The organism is Nocardioides lianchengensis (assembly GCF_900101465.1).
Classification (GTDB): Bacteria; Actinomycetota; Actinomycetes; order Propionibacteriales; family Nocardioidaceae; genus Nocardioides; species Nocardioides lianchengensis.
Genome location: NZ_FMZM01000008.1, coordinates 183,640 through 202,764, shown reverse-complemented (window position 1 = coordinate 202,764; position 19,125 = coordinate 183,640). Strand labels below are relative to the sequence as shown.

Annotated in this window: 20 protein-coding genes; 9 read left to right on the top strand and 11 right to left on the bottom strand. The window is 71.5% G+C overall.

Going from position 1 to position 19,125, the window contains the following annotated elements; all coding sequences use genetic code 11:
* The first annotated feature begins 77 nt into the window (after positions 1-77).
* On the top strand, positions 78-563 hold the full coding sequence (locus BLT76_RS15900) for an HIT family protein (RefSeq protein ID WP_211753003.1): 486 nt from the start codon (positions 78-80) through the stop codon (positions 561-563).
* Positions 564-569: 6 nt separating this feature from the next.
* Here the strand turns inward: BLT76_RS15900 and BLT76_RS15895 are convergent, their stop codons facing one another.
* From BLT76_RS15895 to BLT76_RS15885, 3 genes are read right to left on the bottom strand one after another with little or no spacing between them, the layout of a single operon-like run.
* Positions 570-1,961: a class II fumarate hydratase gene (locus BLT76_RS15895; protein ID WP_211753001.1), complete on the bottom strand. Its 1,392-nt coding sequence runs from the start codon at positions 1,959-1,961 to the stop codon at positions 570-572.
* Positions 1,958-2,641, bottom strand: coding sequence for a spermine/spermidine synthase domain-containing protein (locus BLT76_RS15890; RefSeq protein WP_090858147.1), 684 nt, complete (start codon positions 2,639-2,641; stop codon positions 1,958-1,960). Before BLT76_RS15890 ends, BLT76_RS15895 begins: the two co-directional genes overlap by 4 nt.
* Before the next feature lie 37 nt (positions 2,642-2,678).
* A complete protein-coding gene (locus BLT76_RS15885; protein WP_090858144.1) occupies positions 2,679-2,999 on the bottom strand; it encodes a TFIIB-type zinc ribbon-containing protein in 321 nt (106 codons plus the stop codon).
* A 69-nt stretch (positions 3,000-3,068) separates the two neighbouring features.
* Here BLT76_RS15885 and BLT76_RS25760 point away from each other — a divergent pair, with 69 nt between their 5' ends.
* Complete coding sequence (locus tag BLT76_RS25760) at positions 3,069-3,275, top strand: hypothetical protein (RefSeq protein WP_090858141.1); 207 nt, start codon at positions 3,069-3,071, stop codon at positions 3,273-3,275.
* A gap of 93 nt (positions 3,276-3,368) precedes the next feature.
* Positions 3,369-3,851: a DoxX family protein gene (locus BLT76_RS15875; protein ID WP_090858138.1), complete on the top strand. Its 483-nt coding sequence runs from the start codon at positions 3,369-3,371 to the stop codon at positions 3,849-3,851.
* A gap of 84 nt (positions 3,852-3,935) precedes the next feature.
* On the opposite strand, the gene BLT76_RS15870 is transcribed toward BLT76_RS15875, so the two are convergent.
* Entirely contained in the window at positions 3,936-5,639 is a 1,704-nt protein-coding gene (locus BLT76_RS15870; protein ID WP_090858135.1) for a fumarate hydratase, read from the bottom strand.
* 138 nt (positions 5,640-5,777) lie between these two features.
* On the opposite strand from BLT76_RS15870, the gene BLT76_RS15865 reads away from it, so the two are divergent.
* The 6 genes from BLT76_RS15865 to BLT76_RS15840 are packed head-to-tail and all read left to right on the top strand — an operon-like array spanning position 5,778 to position 12,753.
* On the top strand, positions 5,778-6,902 hold the full coding sequence (locus BLT76_RS15865) for an ABC transporter substrate-binding protein (protein ID WP_090858132.1): 1,125 nt from the start codon (positions 5,778-5,780) through the stop codon (positions 6,900-6,902).
* Complete coding sequence (locus BLT76_RS15860) at positions 6,903-7,814, top strand: ABC transporter permease (protein ID WP_211752999.1); 912 nt, start codon at positions 6,903-6,905, stop codon at positions 7,812-7,814.
* Entirely contained in the window at positions 7,811-8,593 is a 783-nt protein-coding gene (locus tag BLT76_RS15855) for an ABC transporter permease (RefSeq protein ID WP_090858126.1), read from the top strand. The genes BLT76_RS15860 and BLT76_RS15855 overlap by 4 nt, the downstream gene beginning before the upstream one ends.
* A gap of 2 nt (positions 8,594-8,595) precedes the next feature.
* A complete protein-coding gene (locus tag BLT76_RS15850) occupies positions 8,596-9,654 on the top strand; it encodes an ABC transporter ATP-binding protein (RefSeq protein ID WP_090858123.1) in 1,059 nt (352 codons plus the stop codon).
* A gap of 22 nt (positions 9,655-9,676) precedes the next feature.
* Entirely contained in the window at positions 9,677-12,115 is a 2,439-nt protein-coding gene (locus BLT76_RS25755; RefSeq protein ID WP_170867089.1) for a tetratricopeptide repeat protein, read from the top strand.
* Entirely contained in the window at positions 12,112-12,753 is a 642-nt protein-coding gene (locus BLT76_RS15840) for a DUF1707 SHOCT-like domain-containing protein (RefSeq protein ID WP_090858120.1), read from the top strand. Before BLT76_RS25755 ends, BLT76_RS15840 begins: the two co-directional genes overlap by 4 nt.
* Before the next feature lie 13 nt (positions 12,754-12,766).
* Here the strand turns inward: BLT76_RS15840 and BLT76_RS15835 are convergent, their stop codons facing one another.
* From BLT76_RS15835 to BLT76_RS15810, 7 genes are all read right to left on the bottom strand, one after another.
* A complete protein-coding gene (locus BLT76_RS15835) occupies positions 12,767-13,294 on the bottom strand; it encodes a hypothetical protein (protein ID WP_090858116.1) in 528 nt (175 codons plus the stop codon).
* Between the two features lies 1 nt (position 13,295).
* Positions 13,296-13,598: a hypothetical protein gene (locus BLT76_RS25420; RefSeq protein WP_139175570.1), complete on the bottom strand. Its 303-nt coding sequence runs from the start codon at positions 13,596-13,598 to the stop codon at positions 13,296-13,298.
* A 125-nt stretch (positions 13,599-13,723) separates the two neighbouring features.
* Positions 13,724-14,947, bottom strand: a complete 1,224-nt coding sequence (locus tag BLT76_RS15830) for an ABC transporter ATP-binding protein (protein WP_139175567.1) — start codon at positions 14,945-14,947, stop codon at positions 13,724-13,726.
* A 4-nt stretch (positions 14,948-14,951) separates the two neighbouring features.
* The gene (locus BLT76_RS15825) at positions 14,952-15,782 is read right to left on the bottom strand and encodes a carbohydrate ABC transporter permease (RefSeq protein WP_090858113.1); all 831 of its coding nucleotides are present in this window, start codon (positions 15,780-15,782) and stop codon (positions 14,952-14,954) included.
* Position 15,783: 1 nt separating this feature from the next.
* Positions 15,784-16,725, bottom strand: coding sequence for a carbohydrate ABC transporter permease (locus tag BLT76_RS15820; RefSeq protein ID WP_211752997.1), 942 nt, complete (start codon positions 16,723-16,725; stop codon positions 15,784-15,786).
* Complete coding sequence (locus tag BLT76_RS15815) at positions 16,722-18,029, bottom strand: extracellular solute-binding protein (protein ID WP_090858110.1); 1,308 nt, start codon at positions 18,027-18,029, stop codon at positions 16,722-16,724. The genes BLT76_RS15820 and BLT76_RS15815 overlap by 4 nt, the downstream gene beginning before the upstream one ends.
* A 125-nt stretch (positions 18,030-18,154) precedes the next feature.
* Complete coding sequence (locus BLT76_RS15810; RefSeq protein ID WP_090858107.1) at positions 18,155-19,063, bottom strand: alpha/beta fold hydrolase; 909 nt, start codon at positions 19,061-19,063, stop codon at positions 18,155-18,157.
* Positions 19,064-19,125: the final 62 nt, after the last annotated feature.

Below are 19,125 nucleotides of genomic sequence, written 5' to 3'. Positions count from 1 at the left end.
GTGAAACGCCGACCCGTCACTGAATGCCCCGTTTCTGCGGCGTGTCGGCCACGGATCGACGGCTCGGTGAGGGCTGGATGGACGACGTGTCCTCCGACTTCCGCACCGACCGCGTGGGCGCGGCCCTCGCCGGCACCAACCCGACCGTGCTGCGCCGGATGCGGGCCGGGTTCGCCGTCATCGGCGACAACCAGCACCTGCCGGGCTACTGCGTGCTGGTCAGCGACACCCCGGGCATCGACCAGCTGACCGACCTGTCGCCGGCACGACAGCTGGTCTTCCTGGAGGACATGGCCCTCCTCGGTCGCGCCGTCTCCGCCGTGTGCGCGCGCCGCGACCCCGAGGGGTTCCGCCGCATCAACCTGGAGATCCAGGGCAACACCGACGCGTTCCTGCATGCCCACGTCACCCCGCGCTACCACTGGGAGCCGGCCGAGGTCGTCGGCTGGCCGGCCGCCCGGTGGCACTGGGAGGGCCGGGTCCCGCCCGCGCCGTACGACGACCCCGCGTACGACGGCCTGCGCCACGAGCTCGGCGAGGAGCTGGACCGACTCGCCGGCTGACGCCGCTCAGGGGTGGGTCATCGACTCCACGTCGAGCGCCTCGTCGAGCTGCTCCTCGGTGAGCTCGCCGCGGTCGACGTACCCGAGGGCCAGGACGGTCTCGCGGATCGTCGCGCCGTCGGCGAGCGCCTTCTTGGCGATCTTGGCGGCGGCCTCGTAGCCGATGTGCTTGTTGAGCGGCGTGACCACCGAGGGGGACGACTCGGCGTACTGCCGCATCCGCTCGGGGTTGGCGGTGATGCCGTCGACGCAGCGCTCGGCGAGGACCCGCGAGGCGGCGGCCAGGAGCCGGGTCGACTCGAGGACGTTGCGGGCGATGACGGGCATGGCCACGTTCAGCTCGAAGCTGCCGCTCGCGCCGGCCGCGGTGACCGCGGCGTCGTTGCCGACGACCTGGAAGCAGACCATCAGCGTCGCCTCCGGGAGCACCGGGTTGACCTTGCCGGGCATGATGCTCGACCCGGGCTGCAGGTCGGGCAGGTGGATCTCGGAGAGACCGGTGGTCGGGCCGGACGACATCCAGCGCAGGTCGTTGCAGACCTTGGTGAGGCCGACGGCGTACGTCCTCAGGACCCCGCTGAGCTCGACCAGCGAGTCGCGGGTGCCCTGGGCCTCGAAGTGGTTGCGGGCCTCGGTGAACTCCTGCCCGGTCAGCTCCCCGAGTACGGCGATCGCGCGCTCCGCGAAGCCGGCGGGGGTGTTGATGCCGGTGCCGACGGCGGTGCCGCCGAGGGGCAGCTCGCGGACCCGGGGGAGCACCGAGGCCAGTCGCTCGGCGGCGTAGCGGACGGTCGCGGCGTACCCCGAGAACTCCTGGCCGAGCATGACCGGGGTGGCGTCCATCAGGTGCGTCCGGCCGGACTTCACCAGGCCCGCGAACTCCTCGGCCTTCGCCTCGAGCGATGTCGCGAGGACGTCGAGCGCCGGCAGCAGGTCGTCGACGACGGCCAGGGTCGCCGCGACGTGGATCGCGGTCGGGAAGGTGTCGTTGCTGGACTGGCTGGCGTTGACGTGGTCGTTGGGGTGCACCTCGGTGCCGGCGCGGGCGGCCAGGCTGGCGATGACCTCGTTGGCGTTCATGTTGGAGCTGGTGCCCGAGCCGGTCTGGAAGACGTCGATGGGGAACTCCGCGTCGTGTGTCCCGGCGGCCACCTCGGCGGCGGCGTCCCGGATCGCGTACGCCTGCTCCCGCGGCAGCACGCCCAGCTCGAAGTTGGCCCACGCGGCGGCCTGCTTGACCGTGCCGAGCGCCTGGACGAGCCGGGGCTCGATCGGGGTGCCGCTGATCGGGAAGTTCTCCACCGCCCGCTGGGTCTGGGCCCGCCACAGGGCGTCGGCCGGGACGAGGACCTCGCCCATGGAGTCGTGCTCGGTGCGGAACTGCTGGTCGTCGCTCACTCCTGCGACGGTACCCGCGCGACGTAGAGCCAGTAGTGCTCGTCGCGGTCCTGCAGTCGGACCTCCAGCGGCCTCGCCTCGGCGCTGCCGAAGACGCCGGCCAGCGTGGTCTCGAGGTCCGGCGCGACGTCGGCCGACCACACGACCAGCGCACCGCCGGGCCGCAGCGCCGCGCGCGCCGTCTCGAGGAAACGGGTCTGGTAGAGCCGGGCGTTGGTGTCGTGGACCAGGTAGCCGGGACCGTTGTCGACGTCCAGCAGCACGAGGTCGTACGACGCCGGCCGCGCCTCGGCCATCGCGACCGCGACGTCGGCGACCACGAGCGCCGCGCGCTCGTCGGCCAGCAGGGTCGGGCCGTGCGGCACGGTGCCGTCGCGCATCCAGCCGACCAGCGCCTCCTCGATCTCCACGACCGCGCACCGCTCGACCCGGCTGTCGGCGAGCACCTCGTGCAGGGTGAAGCCCAGGCCGAGCCCGCCGACGACGACCGCCCGTGGGTCGGCGACCAGGTCGAGTGCGGCCGTGGCGAGGGCCTGCTCGGTGCTGGTCTCGAGCGTGTCCATCACGAAGACGCCGTTGGCGCGCAGCTCCAGCACCACCGGCGCACCCTCGTCGCGGCGCTCCCGCAGGACCAGCTCTCCGCGCTCGGACTCGGCGCGCGCGACCTCGACGTACTCCACCCGGACAGCCTGCCAGGCCGGTCCGGGCGGCCCGACGTCAGTCGAAGATCTCGCTGAGCCAGCTCTCCTTGCGCTTCTTCTTGTAGGAGCCCTGGTCGTAGCGGCGGTCGTCGTAGCGCCGGTCGTCACGGTCCCGGCGGTCGTCCCGGCGGTCGTCGCGGTCGTAGCGCTCGTACGACGGCGCGGGGGCCGGCGGCGGCACCGGTGCGGCCGCGGCGGGCTGGCCCAGCGAGCGGTCGATGATCTTGTCGAGCTCACCCCGGTCCAGCCAGACGCCCCGGCAGGTGGGGCAGTAGTCGATCTCGATCCCGCTGCGCTCGCTCATCACCAGCGTGGTCTCGTCGGTCGGGCACTTCATCGGGTCCTCCTGGGGGTCACCCCTGTCCAACGTCCGCGTCGCGCGGGAGGTTCCGGGTACCGGGCGCACATGAACCAGCACCAGGACGACGCGCAGGAATCCGCCGGCCAGGTCTCTGAGGTCGGCGCGATGGACCCGGCCGACGCCGACACCGAGATCTCCGACGACCAGGGCGTCGCGGGCAACCCCGATGCCGACAACGCGCTCGAGGAGGGCGAGGATGCCGGGCCGAACGGCAAGCCGGCCGGCAACAAGGAGTCGAACCGCAGCTACTGACACACAGTCGTCACCGCGCTCTCACCGTTCTCTCATGCTTGCTGCCTACCGTGGTCGGTGAACGATCAACTACCTCCTCGGAAAGGCAGCATCGTGAAGTCACTCCTCGGGAACCACGCACCCGCGTCCGCCCAGGACGCCGTCCTCCTCCTCGCCCGGGTCCTGCTCGGCGTCGTGCTGGTCAGCCACGGCTGGCAGAAGGTCGTCACCAACGGCTTCGGCGGCACGGCCGACGGCTTCGACATGATGGGCATCCCCGCGCCGTACGCCGCCGCCGTGTTCGCCGGCCTGGTCGAGCTGGTCGGTGGGGCGCTGCTCCTGCTCGGCCTGATCACCCAGGTCGTCGGCGTCCTGGTCGCCGCGAACATGGCCGGCGCCTTCTGGTTCGCCCACCGCGGCACGGAGGTGATGGCCAGCGAGGGCGGCTGGGAGCTGGTCGGCGTGATCGGCCTGGCCGGCCTGGTGTTCGCCGCCGTCGGCCCCGGCCGGCTCTCGCTCGACCATGCGCTGTCCGGACGCCAGCAGGTCGGCGAGCCGGTCCTCAGCAAGGAGGCCCGGGAGCCCGCCCGCGCCTGATCGCCGAGTCAGCAGAAACCGAGGGCCGAGTCAGCACTACTGGTGCTGACTCGGCCCTCCACTTCTGCTGACTGGGCAGTGGGGCTACTGGGCGGAGCGGACGCGGAGGCCCGTCACGGGGACCGTGACGGTGCCGGACGGGTCGGTGAAGAAGTCGTTGCCCTGGTGGTCGACGACGATGAAGGCGGGGAAGTCCTCGACCTCGATCTTCCAGACCGCCTCCATGCCGAGCTCGGCGTACTCGATGACCTCCTGGCTGCGGATGCAGTCCTGGGCCAGCCGGGCCGCGGGGCCGCCGATCGAGCCGAGGTAGAAGCCGCCGTGGGCGTGGCAGGCCTCGGTGACGGCCTTCGAGCGGTTGCCCTTGGCCAGCATCACCATCGAGCCGCCCGCGGCCTGGAACTGCTCGACGTAGGAGTCCATGCGACCCGCGGTGGTGGGGCCGAACGAGCCCGAGGCCATCCCCTCCGGCGTCTTGGCCGGGCCGGCGTAGTAGACCGGGTGGTCCTTCAGGTACTGCGGCATCTCCTCGCCCGCGTCGAGCCGCTCCTTGATCTTCGCGTGCGCGATGTCGCGCGCGACGACCAGCGGGCCGGTCAGCGAGAGCCGGGTCTTCACCGGGTGCTTGCGCAGCTCGGCGAGGATCTCGCTCATCGGCTGGTTGAGGTCGATCTGGACGACCTCGCCGCCCGCGATGTCCTCGGCGACGCCGGCGTCGGGCATGTACTGCGCGGGGTCGGTCTCCAGCTGCTCGAGGAAGACGCCCTCGGGGGTGATCTTCCCGAGCGCCTGGCGGTCGGCCGAGCAGGACACCGCGATCGCGACCGGGCAGGACGCGCCGTGCCGGGGGAGCCGGACGACGCGGACGTCGTGGCAGAAGTACTTGCCGCCGAACTGGGCGCCGATGCCGAACGACTGGGTCAGCTTGAAGACCTCCTCCTCCAACTCGAGGTCGCGGAAGCCGTGAGCGGACATCGAGCCCTCGGTCGGGAGGTGGTCGAGGTAGTGCGCCGAGGCGTACTTGGCGGTCTTCAGCGCGAACTCCGCGCTGGTGCCGCCGATCACCACCGCCAGGTGGTACGGCGGGCAGGCGGCCGTGCCGAGGGAGCGGATCTTCTCGTCCAGGAACTCCAGCATCCGGGTCGGGTTGAGGACCGCCTTGGTCTCCTGGAACAGGAACGACTTGTTGGCCGAACCGCCGCCCTTGGCCATGAAGAGGAACTTGTACTCCTGCCGAGGAATCCCATCTGGCCCACTCGTCTGCGGGGTCGAGTAGAGCTCGATCTGCGCGGGCAGGTTGGTGCCGGTGTTCTTCTCGTCGTACGTCGTCAGCGGCGCCAGCTGGGAGTAGCGCAGGTTGAGCTTCGTGTAGGCGTCGTACACGCCGCGGGAGATCGCCTCGCCGTCATCGACGCCGGTCAGCACGCCCTCGGACTTCTTGCCCATCACGATCGCGGTGCCGGTGTCCTGGCACATCGGCAGCACGCCGCCCGCGGAGATGTTGACGTTCTTCAGCAGGTCGAGCGCCACGAACCGGTCGTTCCCGGAGGCCTCGGGGTCGTCGATGATCTTCCGCAGCTGGGCCAGGTGCGCCGGGCGCAGGTAGTGGGAGATGTCGTGCATCGCCTCCGACGTCAGCCGCTGGATCGCCTCGGGGGAGACCCGCAGGAACGTCTGGCCGTCGGCCTCGAAGGTCGAGACGCCCTCGGTCGTGATCAGCCGGTACGGCGTCTCGTCGGTGCCGAGGGGCAGGAGGTCGGAGTAACGGAACTCTGGTTCGGTCGCCACGAGCCGCCAGCGTACGCCGCGCCGTGGTCGTTCATCGCAGGACCTCCGAAAGGCCACCTAGGAGTACCGTCCGAGCCATGCCCACCCCTCAGGGTGAGCGCCGGCGCAATCCCATGCGCCCTTGAATCAGGAGAACACGTGAAGGTACGCACCTCGTTCATCTCGGTCCTGGCGGTCGCGTCGCTCATCTCGCTCGCGGCCTGCGCTCCTCCCGAGGACGACAAGGACTCGGGGTCCGGCAGCTCCGCCGACGCCGCCGAGGCCACGTCGGCCGCCGACCTCGGGGGCCTGGAGGGTCTCGTCGACGCCGCCGAGGAGGAGGGTGAGCTCAACGTCATCGCCCTGCCCCCGGACTGGGCCAACTACGGCGCGATCATCGACGCCTTCGAGGCCAAGTACGACATCACGGTCAACTCGGCGCAGCCCGACGCGGCGAGCCAGGACGAGATCAACGCGGCGAACCAGCTCGCCGGCACCGACCGCGCACCCGACGTGTTCGACCTCGGTCAGTCGGTGGCGCTCGCGAACACCGACATGTTCGCGCCGTACCAGGTGGAGACGTTCGACGACATCCCGGCCGAGTTCAAGGACCCGGACGGCACCTGGGTCAACGACTACGGCGGCTTCATGTCGGTCGGCTACGACTCCGCCAAGGTGCCGGACGTGACGTCGCTCGACGACCTACTCGGCTCGGAGTTCAAGGGCAAGGTCGCGCTCAACGGCGACCCGACCCAGGCCGGTGCCGCGTTCAGCGGCGTCGTGATGGCCTCGGTGGCCAACGGCGGCTCGGCGGACGACATCGCTCCGGGCGTCGACTACTTCGCCGAGCTGAAGAAGGCCGGCAGCTTCCTGCCGGTCGACCCGACGGCCGCGACCATCGAGTCGGGCCAGACCCCGGTCGTCATCGACTGGGACTACCTCAACGCCGCCGAGTCGGCCAAGCTCGACAGCTGGAAGGTCTTCGTCCCCGAGGACGCCCCGATCGCGGGCTACTACTTCCAGGCCATCAACGCCGATGCCCCGCACCCGGCAGCGGCTCGGCTCTGGCAGGAGTTCCTCTACAGCGACGAGGGCCAGAACCTCTGGCTCGCCGGCGGTGCCCGCCCGGTGCGCGCCGACGCGATGGTCGAGGCCGGCACCATCGACCAGGAGCTGTACGACGCCCTGCCGGAGGTCACCGGCACGCCGGTGGTCCCGACCAACGAGCAGACCGAGACCATGGCGGCGTACCTCGCCGAGAACTGGGCGAAGGCCATCTCCTAAGTGACCACGACCGCTCCGCTGCCGGCCCCGGAGACGGGGCCGGCAGCCGACCGGAGGCGCGGGACCCGGTTGCGGCCGGGTCCCGTCCTCGGGCTGCTCCCGTTCCTCGTCTTCATCGGCATCTTCCTGCTGGTCCCGACCGTGACCGTCGTCATCGGCGCCTTCCAGGGTGACGACGGCGGCTTCTCCCTCGATCGCGTGCGCGCCCTCACCGAGGAGACGCCGATGCGCGCGCTCCGCGAGAGCCTGCTGCTGTCGCTCTCGTCGGCCGCCGTCGGCTCGGTCCTCGGGGCGCTGCTGGCCTACCTGGTGGTGACGGCCCCGCCCACGAGCGTGATGCGACGCGCGGTCACCGCGGTCTGCGGGGTCCTCGCGCAGTTCGGCGGCGTCACCCTGGCCTTCGCGTGGATGGCGACGCTCGGCTTCGGGGGCCTGCTGACCAACCTGCTCGCCGACGTGCTCGGACGGGACGACGCCGGGTCGGCGTGGCTCTACGAGCTGCCGGGCCTGGTCCTCGTCTACACCTACTTCCAGATCCCGTTGATGGTGATCGTCTTCCTGCCGGCGCTGGAGGGCTTGCGCCCGCAGTGGCGGGAGGCGGCGGTCAACCTCGGGGCGAGCACCCGGCAGTACTGGTTCCAGGTGGCCCTGCCGCTGCTGCGGCCGGCCTTCCTGGGCTCGGCGCTGCTGCTGTTCGCCAACGCGTTCGCGGCGTACGCCACCGCAGCCGCGCTGGTCAGCCAGGGTGCGCCGATCACTCCGCTGCTCATCCGCTCCGCCCTCACCAGCGAGATCGTCCTCGGGCAGGCCAACTTCGGCTACGCGCTGGCCCTCGAGATGGTGGTGGTCGTCGCGATCGTGATGGCGCTGTACGCCTGGCTCCTGAAGCGGACGTCGAGGTGGCTCTCGTGACCGGCTCGACGACGTGGCGGGTGCTCCGCTGGGTGCTGCTGCTGGCCTTCGGCCTGTTCTTCCTGCTGCCGCTGGCCGCCCTCCTCGACTTCAGCACGAAGGTCCCCGGGACCGGGGAGCGCACCGGGGAGGCGTGGCGGACCCTGCTGGACGACCCCACCCTGACCGAGGCCATCACCACGTCGGTGCTGCTGGCGCTGCTCACCGTCGTCGGGATGGTGGTGCTGCTGGTGCCGACGATGATCTGGGTCCGGCTCCGGGTGCCGCGAGCCTCCCGGCTCGTCGAGTTCCTGTGCCTGCTCCCGCTGACCATCCCGGCCCTGGTGATCGTGGTCGGGATCAAGAACGTCTACGCCTGGGTGCACTACTTCATGGGGGACTCCGCCCTGACGCTCACCTTCGTGTACGTCGTGCTGGTGCTGCCCTACGCCTACCGCTCCCTCGACGCCGCCCTGTCGTCGATCGACGCGGTGACCCTCGCGGAGGCGGCCCGCTCGCTCGGCGCGAGCTGGCTGACCGTGATCGTCCGGGTGATCACCCCCAACATCTGGACGGGGGTGCTCGGTGCCGCCTTCATCTCGGTCGCGTTGGTGCTCGGCGAGTACACCGTCGCCTCCCTGCAGAACTACGAGACCCTGCCCGTGGTGATCGTCCTGCTCGGCAAGAGCGACGCTCCCCAGTCGATGGCCCTCTCCCTGGCCTCGATCCTGTTCGCCGCTGTCCTGCTGGTGCTCCTGTCGTTCCTCGACCGGCGCCGGCGTACCTCCGGAGGGAAGTGACCATGACCGACGAGAACCCGAACGCCGGCCTGGCCGTGTCGATGAGCGGTCTGCGCCGTTCGTACGGCGACGTGCACGCGCTCGACGGACTGGACCTCCGGCTCGGGCCGGGCGAGCTGGTCGCGCTGCTCGGACCCTCCGGCTGCGGCAAGACCACGGCGCTGCGGATCCTGGCCGGACTGGAGCGGCAGGACGCCGGCACCATCACCGTCGGCGGCCGCGACATCAGCGGCGTACCCGCGAACAAGCGCGACATGGGCATGGTCTTCCAGGCCTACAGCCTCTTCCCGCACCTGACGGTCCTCGACAACGTGGCCTTCGGGCTCAAGCTGCGGGGCCGCTCGCGCAAGGTGCGGCACGCCCGCGCGACGGCGATGCTCGAGCTGGTGGGCCTGGCCCAGCACCGCGGCCGCTACGCCAACCAGCTCTCCGGCGGCCAGCAGCAGCGGGTCGCCCTGGCCCGGGCCCTGGCCGTGGAGCCGGCGGTGCTGCTCCTCGACGAGCCGCTCTCGGCGCTCGACGCCAAGGTGCGCGTGCAGCTGCGCGACGAGATCCGCCGGATCCAGCTCGACGTCGGCACCACGACCCTGTTCGTCACCCACGACCAGGAGGAGGCGCTGGCCGTCGCCGACCGCGTCGGCGTCATGAACGCCGGGCGCCTCGACCAGATCGCCACGCCCGCCGAGCTCTACAGCGCCCCGGCGACGCCGTTCGTCGGCGAGTTCGTCGGGCTCAGCAACCGGATCCCCGCGCGGGTCTCCGGCGGCGTCGCCGACGTCCTCGGCACCCCCGTCCCCACGTTGGCGGGGTCGGCCGAGGGGTCCGGGGTCGCGCTCGTCCGTCCCGAGTCCGTGTCGCTCGTCGCCGACGACACCGGTACGGCGACCGTGCTGTCGGTGGCCTTCCTGGGCGGGCTGTCCCGGGTGACGGCGGCCCTCGGGGACGGCACCCTGGTGGTCGCCCAGCTCGGCAACGCCGAGGCGCAGGCCCTCGCCGCGGGCACCCGGGTCCGGATCGTCGTCGACCCGATCCCGGTGCTGGTGGTCGCGACCGACGGCTGAGAGGCCTGACTAGGATCGCGGGGTGAGCAGCGGCGACCGGGCACCTCGCCCGGTCGGGGCGACGACGCTCGACGATCTCACCCGCGCCCTGGCCGAGCTGCGGGCCTGGGCGGGCGGCCCGTCGTACGCCGCCCTCGCGACGCGGGTCGGCGGGCTGAGGAGCGAGCGTGGGCTCCGCACCGGCCGGCCGGGCAAGGTGACGGTCTACGACTGTTTCCGGCCGGGGCGGCGACGCCTCGACGGCGAGCTCTACCTCGATCTGGTCACCGTGCTCGGGGTGCCCGCCGGCGACCTGGCGCACTGGCGGGCGGCCTTCCGCGACGTGCACGGGGCGGGCGCGGCCCCGGAGCGGCCGCCGCTGGTCCGGCCGCGCCGGGAGCTGGTCGGCCGCGACGAGGTGCTGCGCACGGTGGTGGCGCACCCGCCCGGCGGCGTCACCTCGGTCGTCGGCCTCGCCGGCATCGGCAAGACCGAGGTCGCGCTCCACGTGGCCCGGGTCTGGCAGGACCGGCTCGGCCCGGCCTGCCGCACGGTCGGCCTGGACGCGCGCGGCTACGACCCCGAGCGGCCGCCGCTCGACCCCTCGGCCGTGCTGGGTGGCCTGCTCGTCGGCCTCGGCGTCGTCCCGCAGCGGTACGACGCCCTGGACCTCGCGGGCCGTCGCGAGCTGCTGTGGCGCGAGCTGTCCGCGACGCCGGCCGTGGTGCTGCTCGACAACGTCCGCGACGCGACGCCGGTCGCCGCGCTGCTCCCCATCCCGCCGCGGGCCCGCGTCCTGGTGACCGGGCGGCGGGCGCTGACCGGCCTGCCCCGCGCCACCGAGCACCGAGAGGTGGTCCTCACCGAGCTCTCGGAATCCGCTGCGCTGGACCTGCTCGCCCGGACCGGCGGTCGCGACGTACGGGTCGAGGACCGGGCGGCCGCGGAGCGGATCGTCCGGGCCTGCGGCCGGATGGCGCTCGACCTCACCGTCGCCGGGGCGCTGGTCGCCGCCCAGCCGGAGTGGACCCTGGACGACCACGCCGCCCGGCTCGAGGCGCTCCCGCGCGACGAGCGGCTCCGCCCGGCGCTGCGGATGGGCCACGACCTACTTCCCGTCGACGTCGCCGCGACCCTCCGGGCCCTGGCCCTGCACCCCGGGCCCGAGCTCACGGAGTGGGTCGTCGCGGCGCTGGCGGGGGTGGCCGAGGACGTGGCCGCGGACCACCTCGAGCAGCTGGTCGCCGAGCAGCTGCTCCGCCAGGACGGACGCGGGCGCTACCTCCTGCACGACGTGGTCCGGGCCTTCGCGACCCACCTCGGGCTCATCGTGGACCCGCGGTCGGCCCAGCAGGCCGCGCGTGAGCGGCTGCTCGACACCGTGGTCGAGCGGACCCGTGAGCACGCACCGGCGGGCGACCCGGACGTCGGCTGGCTCACTGACGAGCAGTCGTCGTTGCTCGCCGTCGCGGACGCGGCCCCCGGGTGGGGGCGTCCTCGGGCGACCGCCGACGTCGCGCTGCTGCTGGCCGACCACCTGGAGGTGACCGGCCAGTGGGCGACCTGCGACGCGCTCTGCACGCACGCCCTGGACGCGGGCGTCGACGACCGCGGCGTACGGCGCCTGCGCGCCCGCAGCCTCGAGATGCGCGGCCGGCTCGACGAGGCGTTGGCCGAGCTGGAGCGGGCCCACGACGTCGAGGATCCCGCCGACACCGAGGCGGCGCGCGTGGTGAACGGCATCGGCAACATCCACAAGCACCGCGGTCGCTACCGCGACGCCGTCCACGCCTACGCCCGCTCGGTCCGCCTCGCGGCCGCGCGCGGGCATGACCAGGCCCGCGGTCGGGCGCTCGGCAACCTCGCCGACACCCTGCGCCTCCTCGGTCACCCCCGGATCGGTGCGGAGGTCTACGACGCCTGCGAGGAGTACGCCGCCCGCGCGGGCGACGACCTCGCGCTGGCCATCGTGCGCAGCAACCGGCCGCTGCTCGCGGAGGCGCTCGGTGACCCGGTCGGGGCGGTCCGGCTCGGCATCGAGGCCGTGACCGAGCTGGAGACGGGCGGATTCGCCACCCTGGCGGCGATCAGCCGGGGCTGGCTGGCCCGGCACCGCGAGCAGGTCGGCGACCTCGAGGCGTGTGCGACCGACCTGGCACACGCCGAGACCGCCCTGGCCCGGCACGAGCTGGGCGAGGCGCTGGCCCTGCTCGACGTCACCCGCGGGCGGCTGCTGGCCGGTCAGGGCGACCCGGCGGCCGGCGTCCGCGTCCTGGAGGGGGCGCTGGCCCGGTCCCGCGAGCACGGCTGGGGCTCGCCCGAGGTCGAGGCGATGCTCGCCCTGGGCGACCTCGCCGCCGCGGGGGAGGACCCCGCCACCGCCGTGCGCTGGTACGACGAGGCCGAGGCGCTCGCCGAGCGGCAGAGCCGCCGCCCCGAGCGGGACCGGGCCCGGTCCGCCCGCACTACCCTGGTGCCGTGATCGAGCCGCACCAGCAGCGCATCTCCGACGACGACCGGCACCGCACGGCCGAGTTCCTGCGCCAGGCCGCCGGCGAGGGCCGGATCGACCTGGAGGAGCTCGACGAGCGGCTGGAGGCGGCGTACGCCGCGAAGGTGTACGGCGACCTGGTGCCGCTGGTCGTCGACCTGCCCGGCGCGGAGGCCCCGCTGCCGACCGGTCTGGTGCCGGCCCCGCGGCCCGGCCAGCTGCCGGCGCCGACCGGGGCGCCGCGCTACGGCACGAGCATCGCGGTGATGAGCGGGACGGACCGCAAGGGGGTCTGGGAGGTCCCGCCGATCCACACGGCGTTCACGATGATGGGCGGGGTCGACATCGACCTGCGCGAGGCGGTCTTCACGACGCCGGAGGTCGTCATCACCGCCAACGCCGTCATGGGGGCCGTCGACGTCATCGTCAACGCCTGGACCCGGGTCACGGTCGAGGGGGTCGGGATCATGGGCACCTTCGAGGAGGGCCGGGCCAAGGTCGATCCCGAGATCGGCCCGGCCTCCCCGCACGTACGGGTCCGCGGCGTCGCGCTGATGGGCGCGGTCACCGTCGTGCGCAAGCCGATGCCCGGCGAGAAGCGCAAGCGCCTCCGCCGGGCATCCGACTGAGTCGTCCCGAGGATCAGGCCGGCCAACGCTCCGCGCAGGCCGTGATGAACTGCTGCCCGTTCGGCAGCACCCGGTAGTCGAAGAACGACCCGTCCGTGAAGGTGAACCGGACGACGACCGCGCCGCCCTGGGCCCTCTTGCCCGTGTCGACGACCGAGCGCACCTGCTCGCCGGTGATCCGCAGCACGAAGGTCGGCGGGTCCTGCTGGCCGTTGAGGCCGAAGTCCCACAGCGAGAGCCCGCGAGCGCTGAGGGCGGCGTACCGGAGCTCGCCCTCGCGCGGGAGCGCCGCGGCGATGCTGTCGGCGTCGCCCCCGACGTGCTTCTTGCCGGACACCGCGTTGGTCGCGGCATCGACGGCCTTCATCGCGATCTGGGTGCCGTTCAGCAGGCGGCCTCCGCCGCCCCGCCCGTACGCCGCCGGCAGCACGCCGGCCGTGGCGACGAAGGCGTCCTCAGGGCCGAGCTGCCCGGCGAGGACGGCGGCGTGGTCGATGCCCATCGAGGCGAGCTTGGCGGTCAGCTTGTCGAACAGACCCATCTCAGGAGTCCTCTCGGTCGGTCCGGAGCTCGTGGACGAGGGCGACCAGCCCGACCAGCGCGACGAGGCCGAGGACGCCGGCCACGGGCAACCGGCCGAGGTCCTCCAGCCGGCCGAGAAGCCCGCCGAAGCGGCGGCTGTCGTTCTCGACGATCCAGGAGTCCCAGAGGGACGGGATCGTGAGGGCGCCGGCGAGGGCGCCGAAGAACGCGGTCGTGGCGGCCAGGCCGAGCCACGAGGTCGTGTCCTCCTCCGGCGCGGGTCCGCGCTCGATCGCAGGATGCGGGGTGGGGCCGTCGGGCACCGAGACCTCCGGGGGTTGGGGGAGCTGTCCCGGCGATCGTGTCCCTTCGGGCCGTACGACGACGGGGCGGGCGCCGGAGTCCGAACGACCCCGAACGCCCGCCCCGTCGGGTGGGTCCGTGCGACTCAGCCGGCGGCCGCCGGCTGCTCGGCTGCCTCGGCCATCGCGTTGCCGAGGATCCGTCCGGCGTTGGCCTTGTCGACCGTCAGGTTCTCGCCCGTCGCCGGGTCGAAGAGGTGCATCTTGCGCGAGTCGATCCAGATCTGCGCCTCCTCGCCCTCCTTGATCCTGCTGGTGCCGTCGAGGGCGACGACGAGCTGCGTGCGCAGCGACTCGCCGTCGAGGTCGCGCTCGAGCTGGCGCAGCTGCTCCTCGACCTCGGGCGGGGCCTCGAAGGGGATGTAGGCGTAGGTCTCGTTGCCGAGCCACTCCACGACCTCGACCTTCGCGGTGAAGGTCGACGCCTCGTCCTTGGCCTCGATCACCGAGGCGTCCTCGAAGTTCTCCGGCCGGATGCCGGCGATGAGCAGGCCCTTGCCGGCCACCTTCTCGGCCTTGTCGGCCGGGATCTGCACGGAGCCGAACGGCAGCTTGACGGTGGTGCCGTCGACCTCGGCCGGCAGGAAGTTCATCGGCGGAGAGCCGATGAAGCCCGCGACGAACAGGTTGCCGGGGTTGTCGTAGAGCTCGCGCGGAGAGGCGAGCTGCTGGAGCACACCGCGCTTGAGGACGGCGACGCGGTCGCCCAGCGTCATCGCCTCGGTCTGGTCGTGGGTGACGTAGACGGTGGTGATGCCGAGCTTCTTCTGCAGCCGGGAGATCTCGGTGCGCATCTGGCCACGGAGCTTGGCATCGAGGTTGGACAGCGGCTCGTCGAAGAGGAACGCGTCGGCCTCGCGGACGATCGCCCGACCCATCGCGACCCGCTGGCGCTGACCACCGGAGAGGTTGGCCGGCTTGCGCTCCAGGTGCTCGTCCAGCTCCAGCGTCTTGGACGCCTCGCGCACCTTCTTGTCGACCTCGTCGTTGCTCGCGCCGGCCAGCCGGAGCGGGAACGCGATGTTCTCGTAGACCGACAGGTGGGGGTAGAGAGCGTAGTTCTGGAACACCATGGCCAGGTTGCGCTCGCGCGGGGCCAGGTCGTTGACTCGCTTGTCCCCGATGACCATGTCGCCGGAGGTGATGTCCTCCAGGCCCACGATCATCCGCAGCAGGGTCGACTTCCCGCAGCCCGACGGGCCGACCAGGATCACGAACTCCCCGTCGGCGACGTCGATGGAGACGTCGTTCACGGCCGGGAAGCCGTCGCCGTACTTCTTGACGATGTTCTTCATGGTGATGGCAGCCATGGCGTTATCCCTTCACCGCGCCGGACGTCAGTCCGGCCACGATCTTGCGCTGGAAGAGCAGGACGATGACGACGATCGGGATCGTCGCGATGACGGCGGCGGCGGCGAGCAGGCCCGCCGGCCGCTGGAACGGGTCGGGTCCGACGAAGAACGAGAGTGCCGCCGGGATCGGTCGGGCGTTCTCGGTCGAGGTCAGCGTGATCCCGAAGACGAAGTCGTTCCAGGCGAAGAAGAACGTCAGGATCGCTGCGGTGAAGACACCGGGTGCCGCGAGCGGGACGATCACCTTGCGGAACGCCTGCCACGACGTGGCGCCGTCGACCTGCGCGGCCTGCTCCATCTCCCACGGGATCTCCCGGAAGAAGGCGGAGAGGGTCCAGATCGCCAGCGGCAGCGTGAACGACATGTAGGGGATGATCAGCCCCGGCCAGGTGTCGTAGAGGCCGATGGTGCGCCACAGGTCGAACAGCGGGCTGACCAGGGAGACCACCGGGAACATCGCGATGGCCAGGGCCACGGTCAGCACGAACTTCTTGCCGCGGAACTCCAGACGGGCGATGGCGTACGCCGCGAGCGTCGCGATGATCACCGAGAGCAGCGTGGCGATCAGGCTGATCCCCAGCGAGTTCAGGATGGCCCGACGGAACTGCTCGTCGTCCCACACCGCCTGGTAGTTGTCCCAGCCGGTGAAGGAGTCGAGCGGGAGGAAGCCGGGGTCGGTGCCGTTGGACACCGCGTCCTGACTCTTGAAGGACAGCGAGACGATCCACGCGACGGGCAGCAGGCACCACACGAGCACCGCTGCGACGCCGACGACGAGTCCGGTCTTCTTCATCTCAACCCTCCCCTCGGGCCTGGGCCAGGTCGACCCGGAACAGCTTGACGATGATGAACGCCACCAGCAGCACCGACAGGAAGAGCAGGACGGCGAGCGCCGAGCCCATGCCGAGCTGGAACTGCTCGATGGTCTGCCGGTAGGTGAGGAACGAGATCGACTCGGTGTTCACCGCACCGTTCGTCATCACGAAGATGTTGTCGAAGATGCGGTACGCGTCGAGGGCCCGGAACAGCACCGCGACCATGATGGCCGCCCGCATGTTCGGGATGATCACCTTCCACAGCCGCTGCCACCAGGTGGCGCCGTCGACCTTGGCCGCCTCGATCATGTCGTCGGACACCTGGGCCAGGCCGGCCAGGAGCAGCAGCGACATGAACGGCGTCGTCTTCCAGATCTCCGAGACCATGATCGCGATGACGGCCGGCACGGTGTCGCCGAACCAGTTGAACTGGTCGTCGATGAACGGGAGCCAGCCGTTGACGAAGCCGTTCTGGTAAGTGAAGGCGAACTGCCAGGCGAAGCCCGAGACGACCGTGATGATGCCGTAGGGGATCAGGATCGAGGTCCGGATCACGCCGCGGGCGAAGATCACCCGGTGCATCACCATCGCGAAGATGAAGCCGATGACCAGCTCCACGCCGACGGTGACCACCATGTAGATCACCGTCATGCCGATGTCGCGCCAGAACAGCCCGTCGGTGAGGGCGGTGAGGTAGTTGCTAAGCCCGACGAACTCCTTGTCCTCGGGTGCGGTGAGCGAGTAGTTGTAGAACGACAGCCACAGGGCTCGCAGGATCGGGAACGCCGTGACGACGAGCATCACGACCAGGGCCGGGGCGACGAGCTTGGCGGCGAGCCGGCTCTCGGCCTTGGCGCGGTCGCTCGTCTCGGGGGCCTGGCGCCCGCCCTTGGTGGCGGGGGTGGCGACGGTGGAGGTCACAGCAGGGCCTTCCCTTCGAGCACCTCGGAGAGGAACTTCGCCGACTCCTTCGGGGTGGTGTCCGGGTCGACCGACTCGGGCGAGTGCCACACGCTCTGGATCGCGCTGGAGATCGTGGCGTAGTAGGCGCTCTTGGGTCGCGGACCACCCTGGTCGACGCTCTCCTGGAAGAGCGCGAGCAGGTCAGCGGGGTACGCCTCGGCCAGCTCGGGCGACTCGTAGGCCGACTGGGTCGCCGGCATCAGTCCGGCGTCGACGGCCAGTCGCACCTGCGACTCCGTCTCGGTGATGCACTGCGCGGCTTCGAGGGCGAGGTCGGGGTGCTTGCTGAACGCTCCGACCCCGATGTCGATGCCGCCGACCGGGGGCTTGGACTCCTCGCCCTCCACGGTGGCCGGGTAGCGGGCCCAGCCGAGGTCAGCGAAGTCCTCCTCGGTGATGTCGCCGCCGACCAGGCCCTTGTAGTTCTGGTAGACGAAGGTCCAGTTGGTCATGAACTCACCGGGCCCGGAGTACATGGCCGGCAGGCTGGTGCCCTCGCGGGACACGGAGAGGTCGCCCTGGGCGGCGCTGGACCCGGCCAACTGCTGGATGACGGTGGCGGCGGCCCGGCCGGCGTCCGAGTCGATGTCCACCGACGCGTCCTTGCCGGCCTCGACGTCCGAGATGATGTCGCCGCCCGCGCCCTGGATGAGCGCATTGATCCACACGACGTAGGCCTCGTACCGGTCGGCCTGGACGCCGACCTTCGCGTCCGGGACCGACGACGCGGCGTCGATGACCTGCTCCCAGGTCACGGGACCGCTCATGTCGAGCCCGGCCTGCTCGGCCAGGGACTTGCGGTACCAGAGCACCTGGGTGTTGGCCCACAGCGGAGCGGCGTACACCTTGTCGTCCCAGCGCACGGTCTCGGCGATGCCTTCGAGCGTGTCGTCGGTGAGCGTGTCGGCCGGCATCTCCTCGAGCCAGCCGGCGTTGGCGAACTCGGCCACGAAGACCGGGTCGAGGTTCATCAGGTCGGCGGTGTCGTCCTCGGCCGCCAGCCGGCGGGCCAGCTGGACGCGCTGGTCGGTGGCGCCGGTGGGCAGCAGCTCGGTCTCGATGTCGTAGCGGTCGGTGCTGCACCGCTCGGCGATGCCGTCGAGCACCTCGACGCCGTCGGGGTTGAGGTACCAGGTGAGCACCGGCTTGCCGGAGTCACCGCCGCAGGCGGTCAGCAGGCCGGCGGCGCAGGTCAGGACGGTCGCGGCCGCGAGCGACCGACGCCTCCTCCTCCGCCTCGGTGGTGGTGCGGATGACGACATGCGGCCCCTCCCCGGATCGTGTGGCACGTGTCACACGGTCTAGTCCCTGTTCACGTGGTTTGTCCACTAACCAAGGAGGGCTCTCAGGAAACGTCGTCGTCACCCCAAAAGGTGAGCGGGGTGGTTCAGGCTCGATCGGCGTTGCGGCGGATCACGGCGGTGAAGGTCTCGAACAGCTCGACCGGGAGGTCGTGGCCCATGCCGTCGACCAGCAGCAGCTCGCTGCCGGGGACCGCCGCGGCGGTCGCCCGCCCGCCAGAGACGTGCACCATCTTGTCGGCCAGGCCGTGCACGACCAGGGTCGGGACCCGGATGCCGCGCAGCCGCTGGCCGCGGTTGGGCTGGGTCAGCACGGCGACCATCTGGCGCAGCACGCCCGCCGGATTGATGCCGCGATCGAACGTCTCCTCGCCACGCAGGCGGGCACCCTCCTCCGGCTCGGGGTAGGCGGGCGATCCGATCAGCCGGGCCATCACGACGCTGCCGGCGACGTACTCCTCGCGCGAGTCGCCGCGTCCGCCCAGCAGGGTGGGGAGCAGCGAGGGGTGCTGCCAGCCGACGCTGCGCTTGCCGGTCGTCGACATGATGCTGGTCAGCGAGCGGACCCGGGACGGGGCGTCGAGGGCCACGGTCTGGGCGATCATGCCGCCCATCGACACGCCGACGACGTGGGCGGAGTCGAGGCCGAGGTGGTCGAGCAGCCCGACGGCGTCGCGCGCCAGGTCGGCGATGGAGTACGGCGCCCGCACCTTCGCGCCGGTGAACGCCCGGACCAGCGTGGCCCGGCCGACCCGCCCGGTCATCCGCGAGGAGCGGCCGGTGTCGCGGTTGTCGTAGCGGATGACGAAGAAGCCGCGGCCCGCGAGCATCCGGCAGAGCTCGGGGTCCCACCAGGTCATCGGGCCGCCGAGGCCCATGACGAGCAGCAGCGGCTCGTCGTCGGGGTCGCCGAACGTCTGGTAGCAGAGCTCGACGCCGTCGCCGACGGGAGCGAACAGCTCGGGGGAGACAAGGACCTCGGGCGCGCTGGTCATGGATAAGAGTGTTGCTGACACTGCCGCTGTCAGGAAATGCCCGGATGGTTGGAATTCCTACG

What these genes read in the sequence shown, in the direction of transcription:
- BLT76_RS15900 (WP_211753003.1), top strand. Translation starts at nt 78, where the DNA reads ATGGACGACGTGTCCTCCGACTTCCGCACCGACCGCGTGGGCGCGGCC.
- BLT76_RS15885 (WP_090858144.1), bottom strand. Translation starts at nt 2,999, where the DNA reads ATGAAGTGCCCGACCGACGAGACCACGCTGGTGATGAGCGAGCGCAGC.
- BLT76_RS25760 (WP_090858141.1), top strand. Translation starts at nt 3,069, where the DNA reads ATGAACCAGCACCAGGACGACGCGCAGGAATCCGCCGGCCAGGTCTCT.
- BLT76_RS15850 (WP_090858123.1), top strand. Translation starts at nt 8,596, where the DNA reads ATGACCGACGAGAACCCGAACGCCGGCCTGGCCGTGTCGATGAGCGGT.
- BLT76_RS15835 (WP_090858116.1), bottom strand. Translation starts at nt 13,294, where the DNA reads ATGGGTCTGTTCGACAAGCTGACCGCCAAGCTCGCCTCGATGGGCATC.
- BLT76_RS15830 (WP_139175567.1), bottom strand. Translation starts at nt 14,947, where the DNA reads ATGGCTGCCATCACCATGAAGAACATCGTCAAGAAGTACGGCGACGGC.
- BLT76_RS15825 (WP_090858113.1), bottom strand. Translation starts at nt 15,782, where the DNA reads ATGAAGAAGACCGGACTCGTCGTCGGCGTCGCAGCGGTGCTCGTGTGG.
- BLT76_RS15815 (WP_090858110.1), bottom strand. Translation starts at nt 18,029, where the DNA reads ATGTCGTCATCCGCACCACCACCGAGGCGGAGGAGGAGGCGTCGGTCG.
- BLT76_RS15810 (WP_090858107.1), bottom strand. Translation starts at nt 19,063, where the DNA reads ATGACCAGCGCGCCCGAGGTCCTTGTCTCCCCCGAGCTGTTCGCTCCC.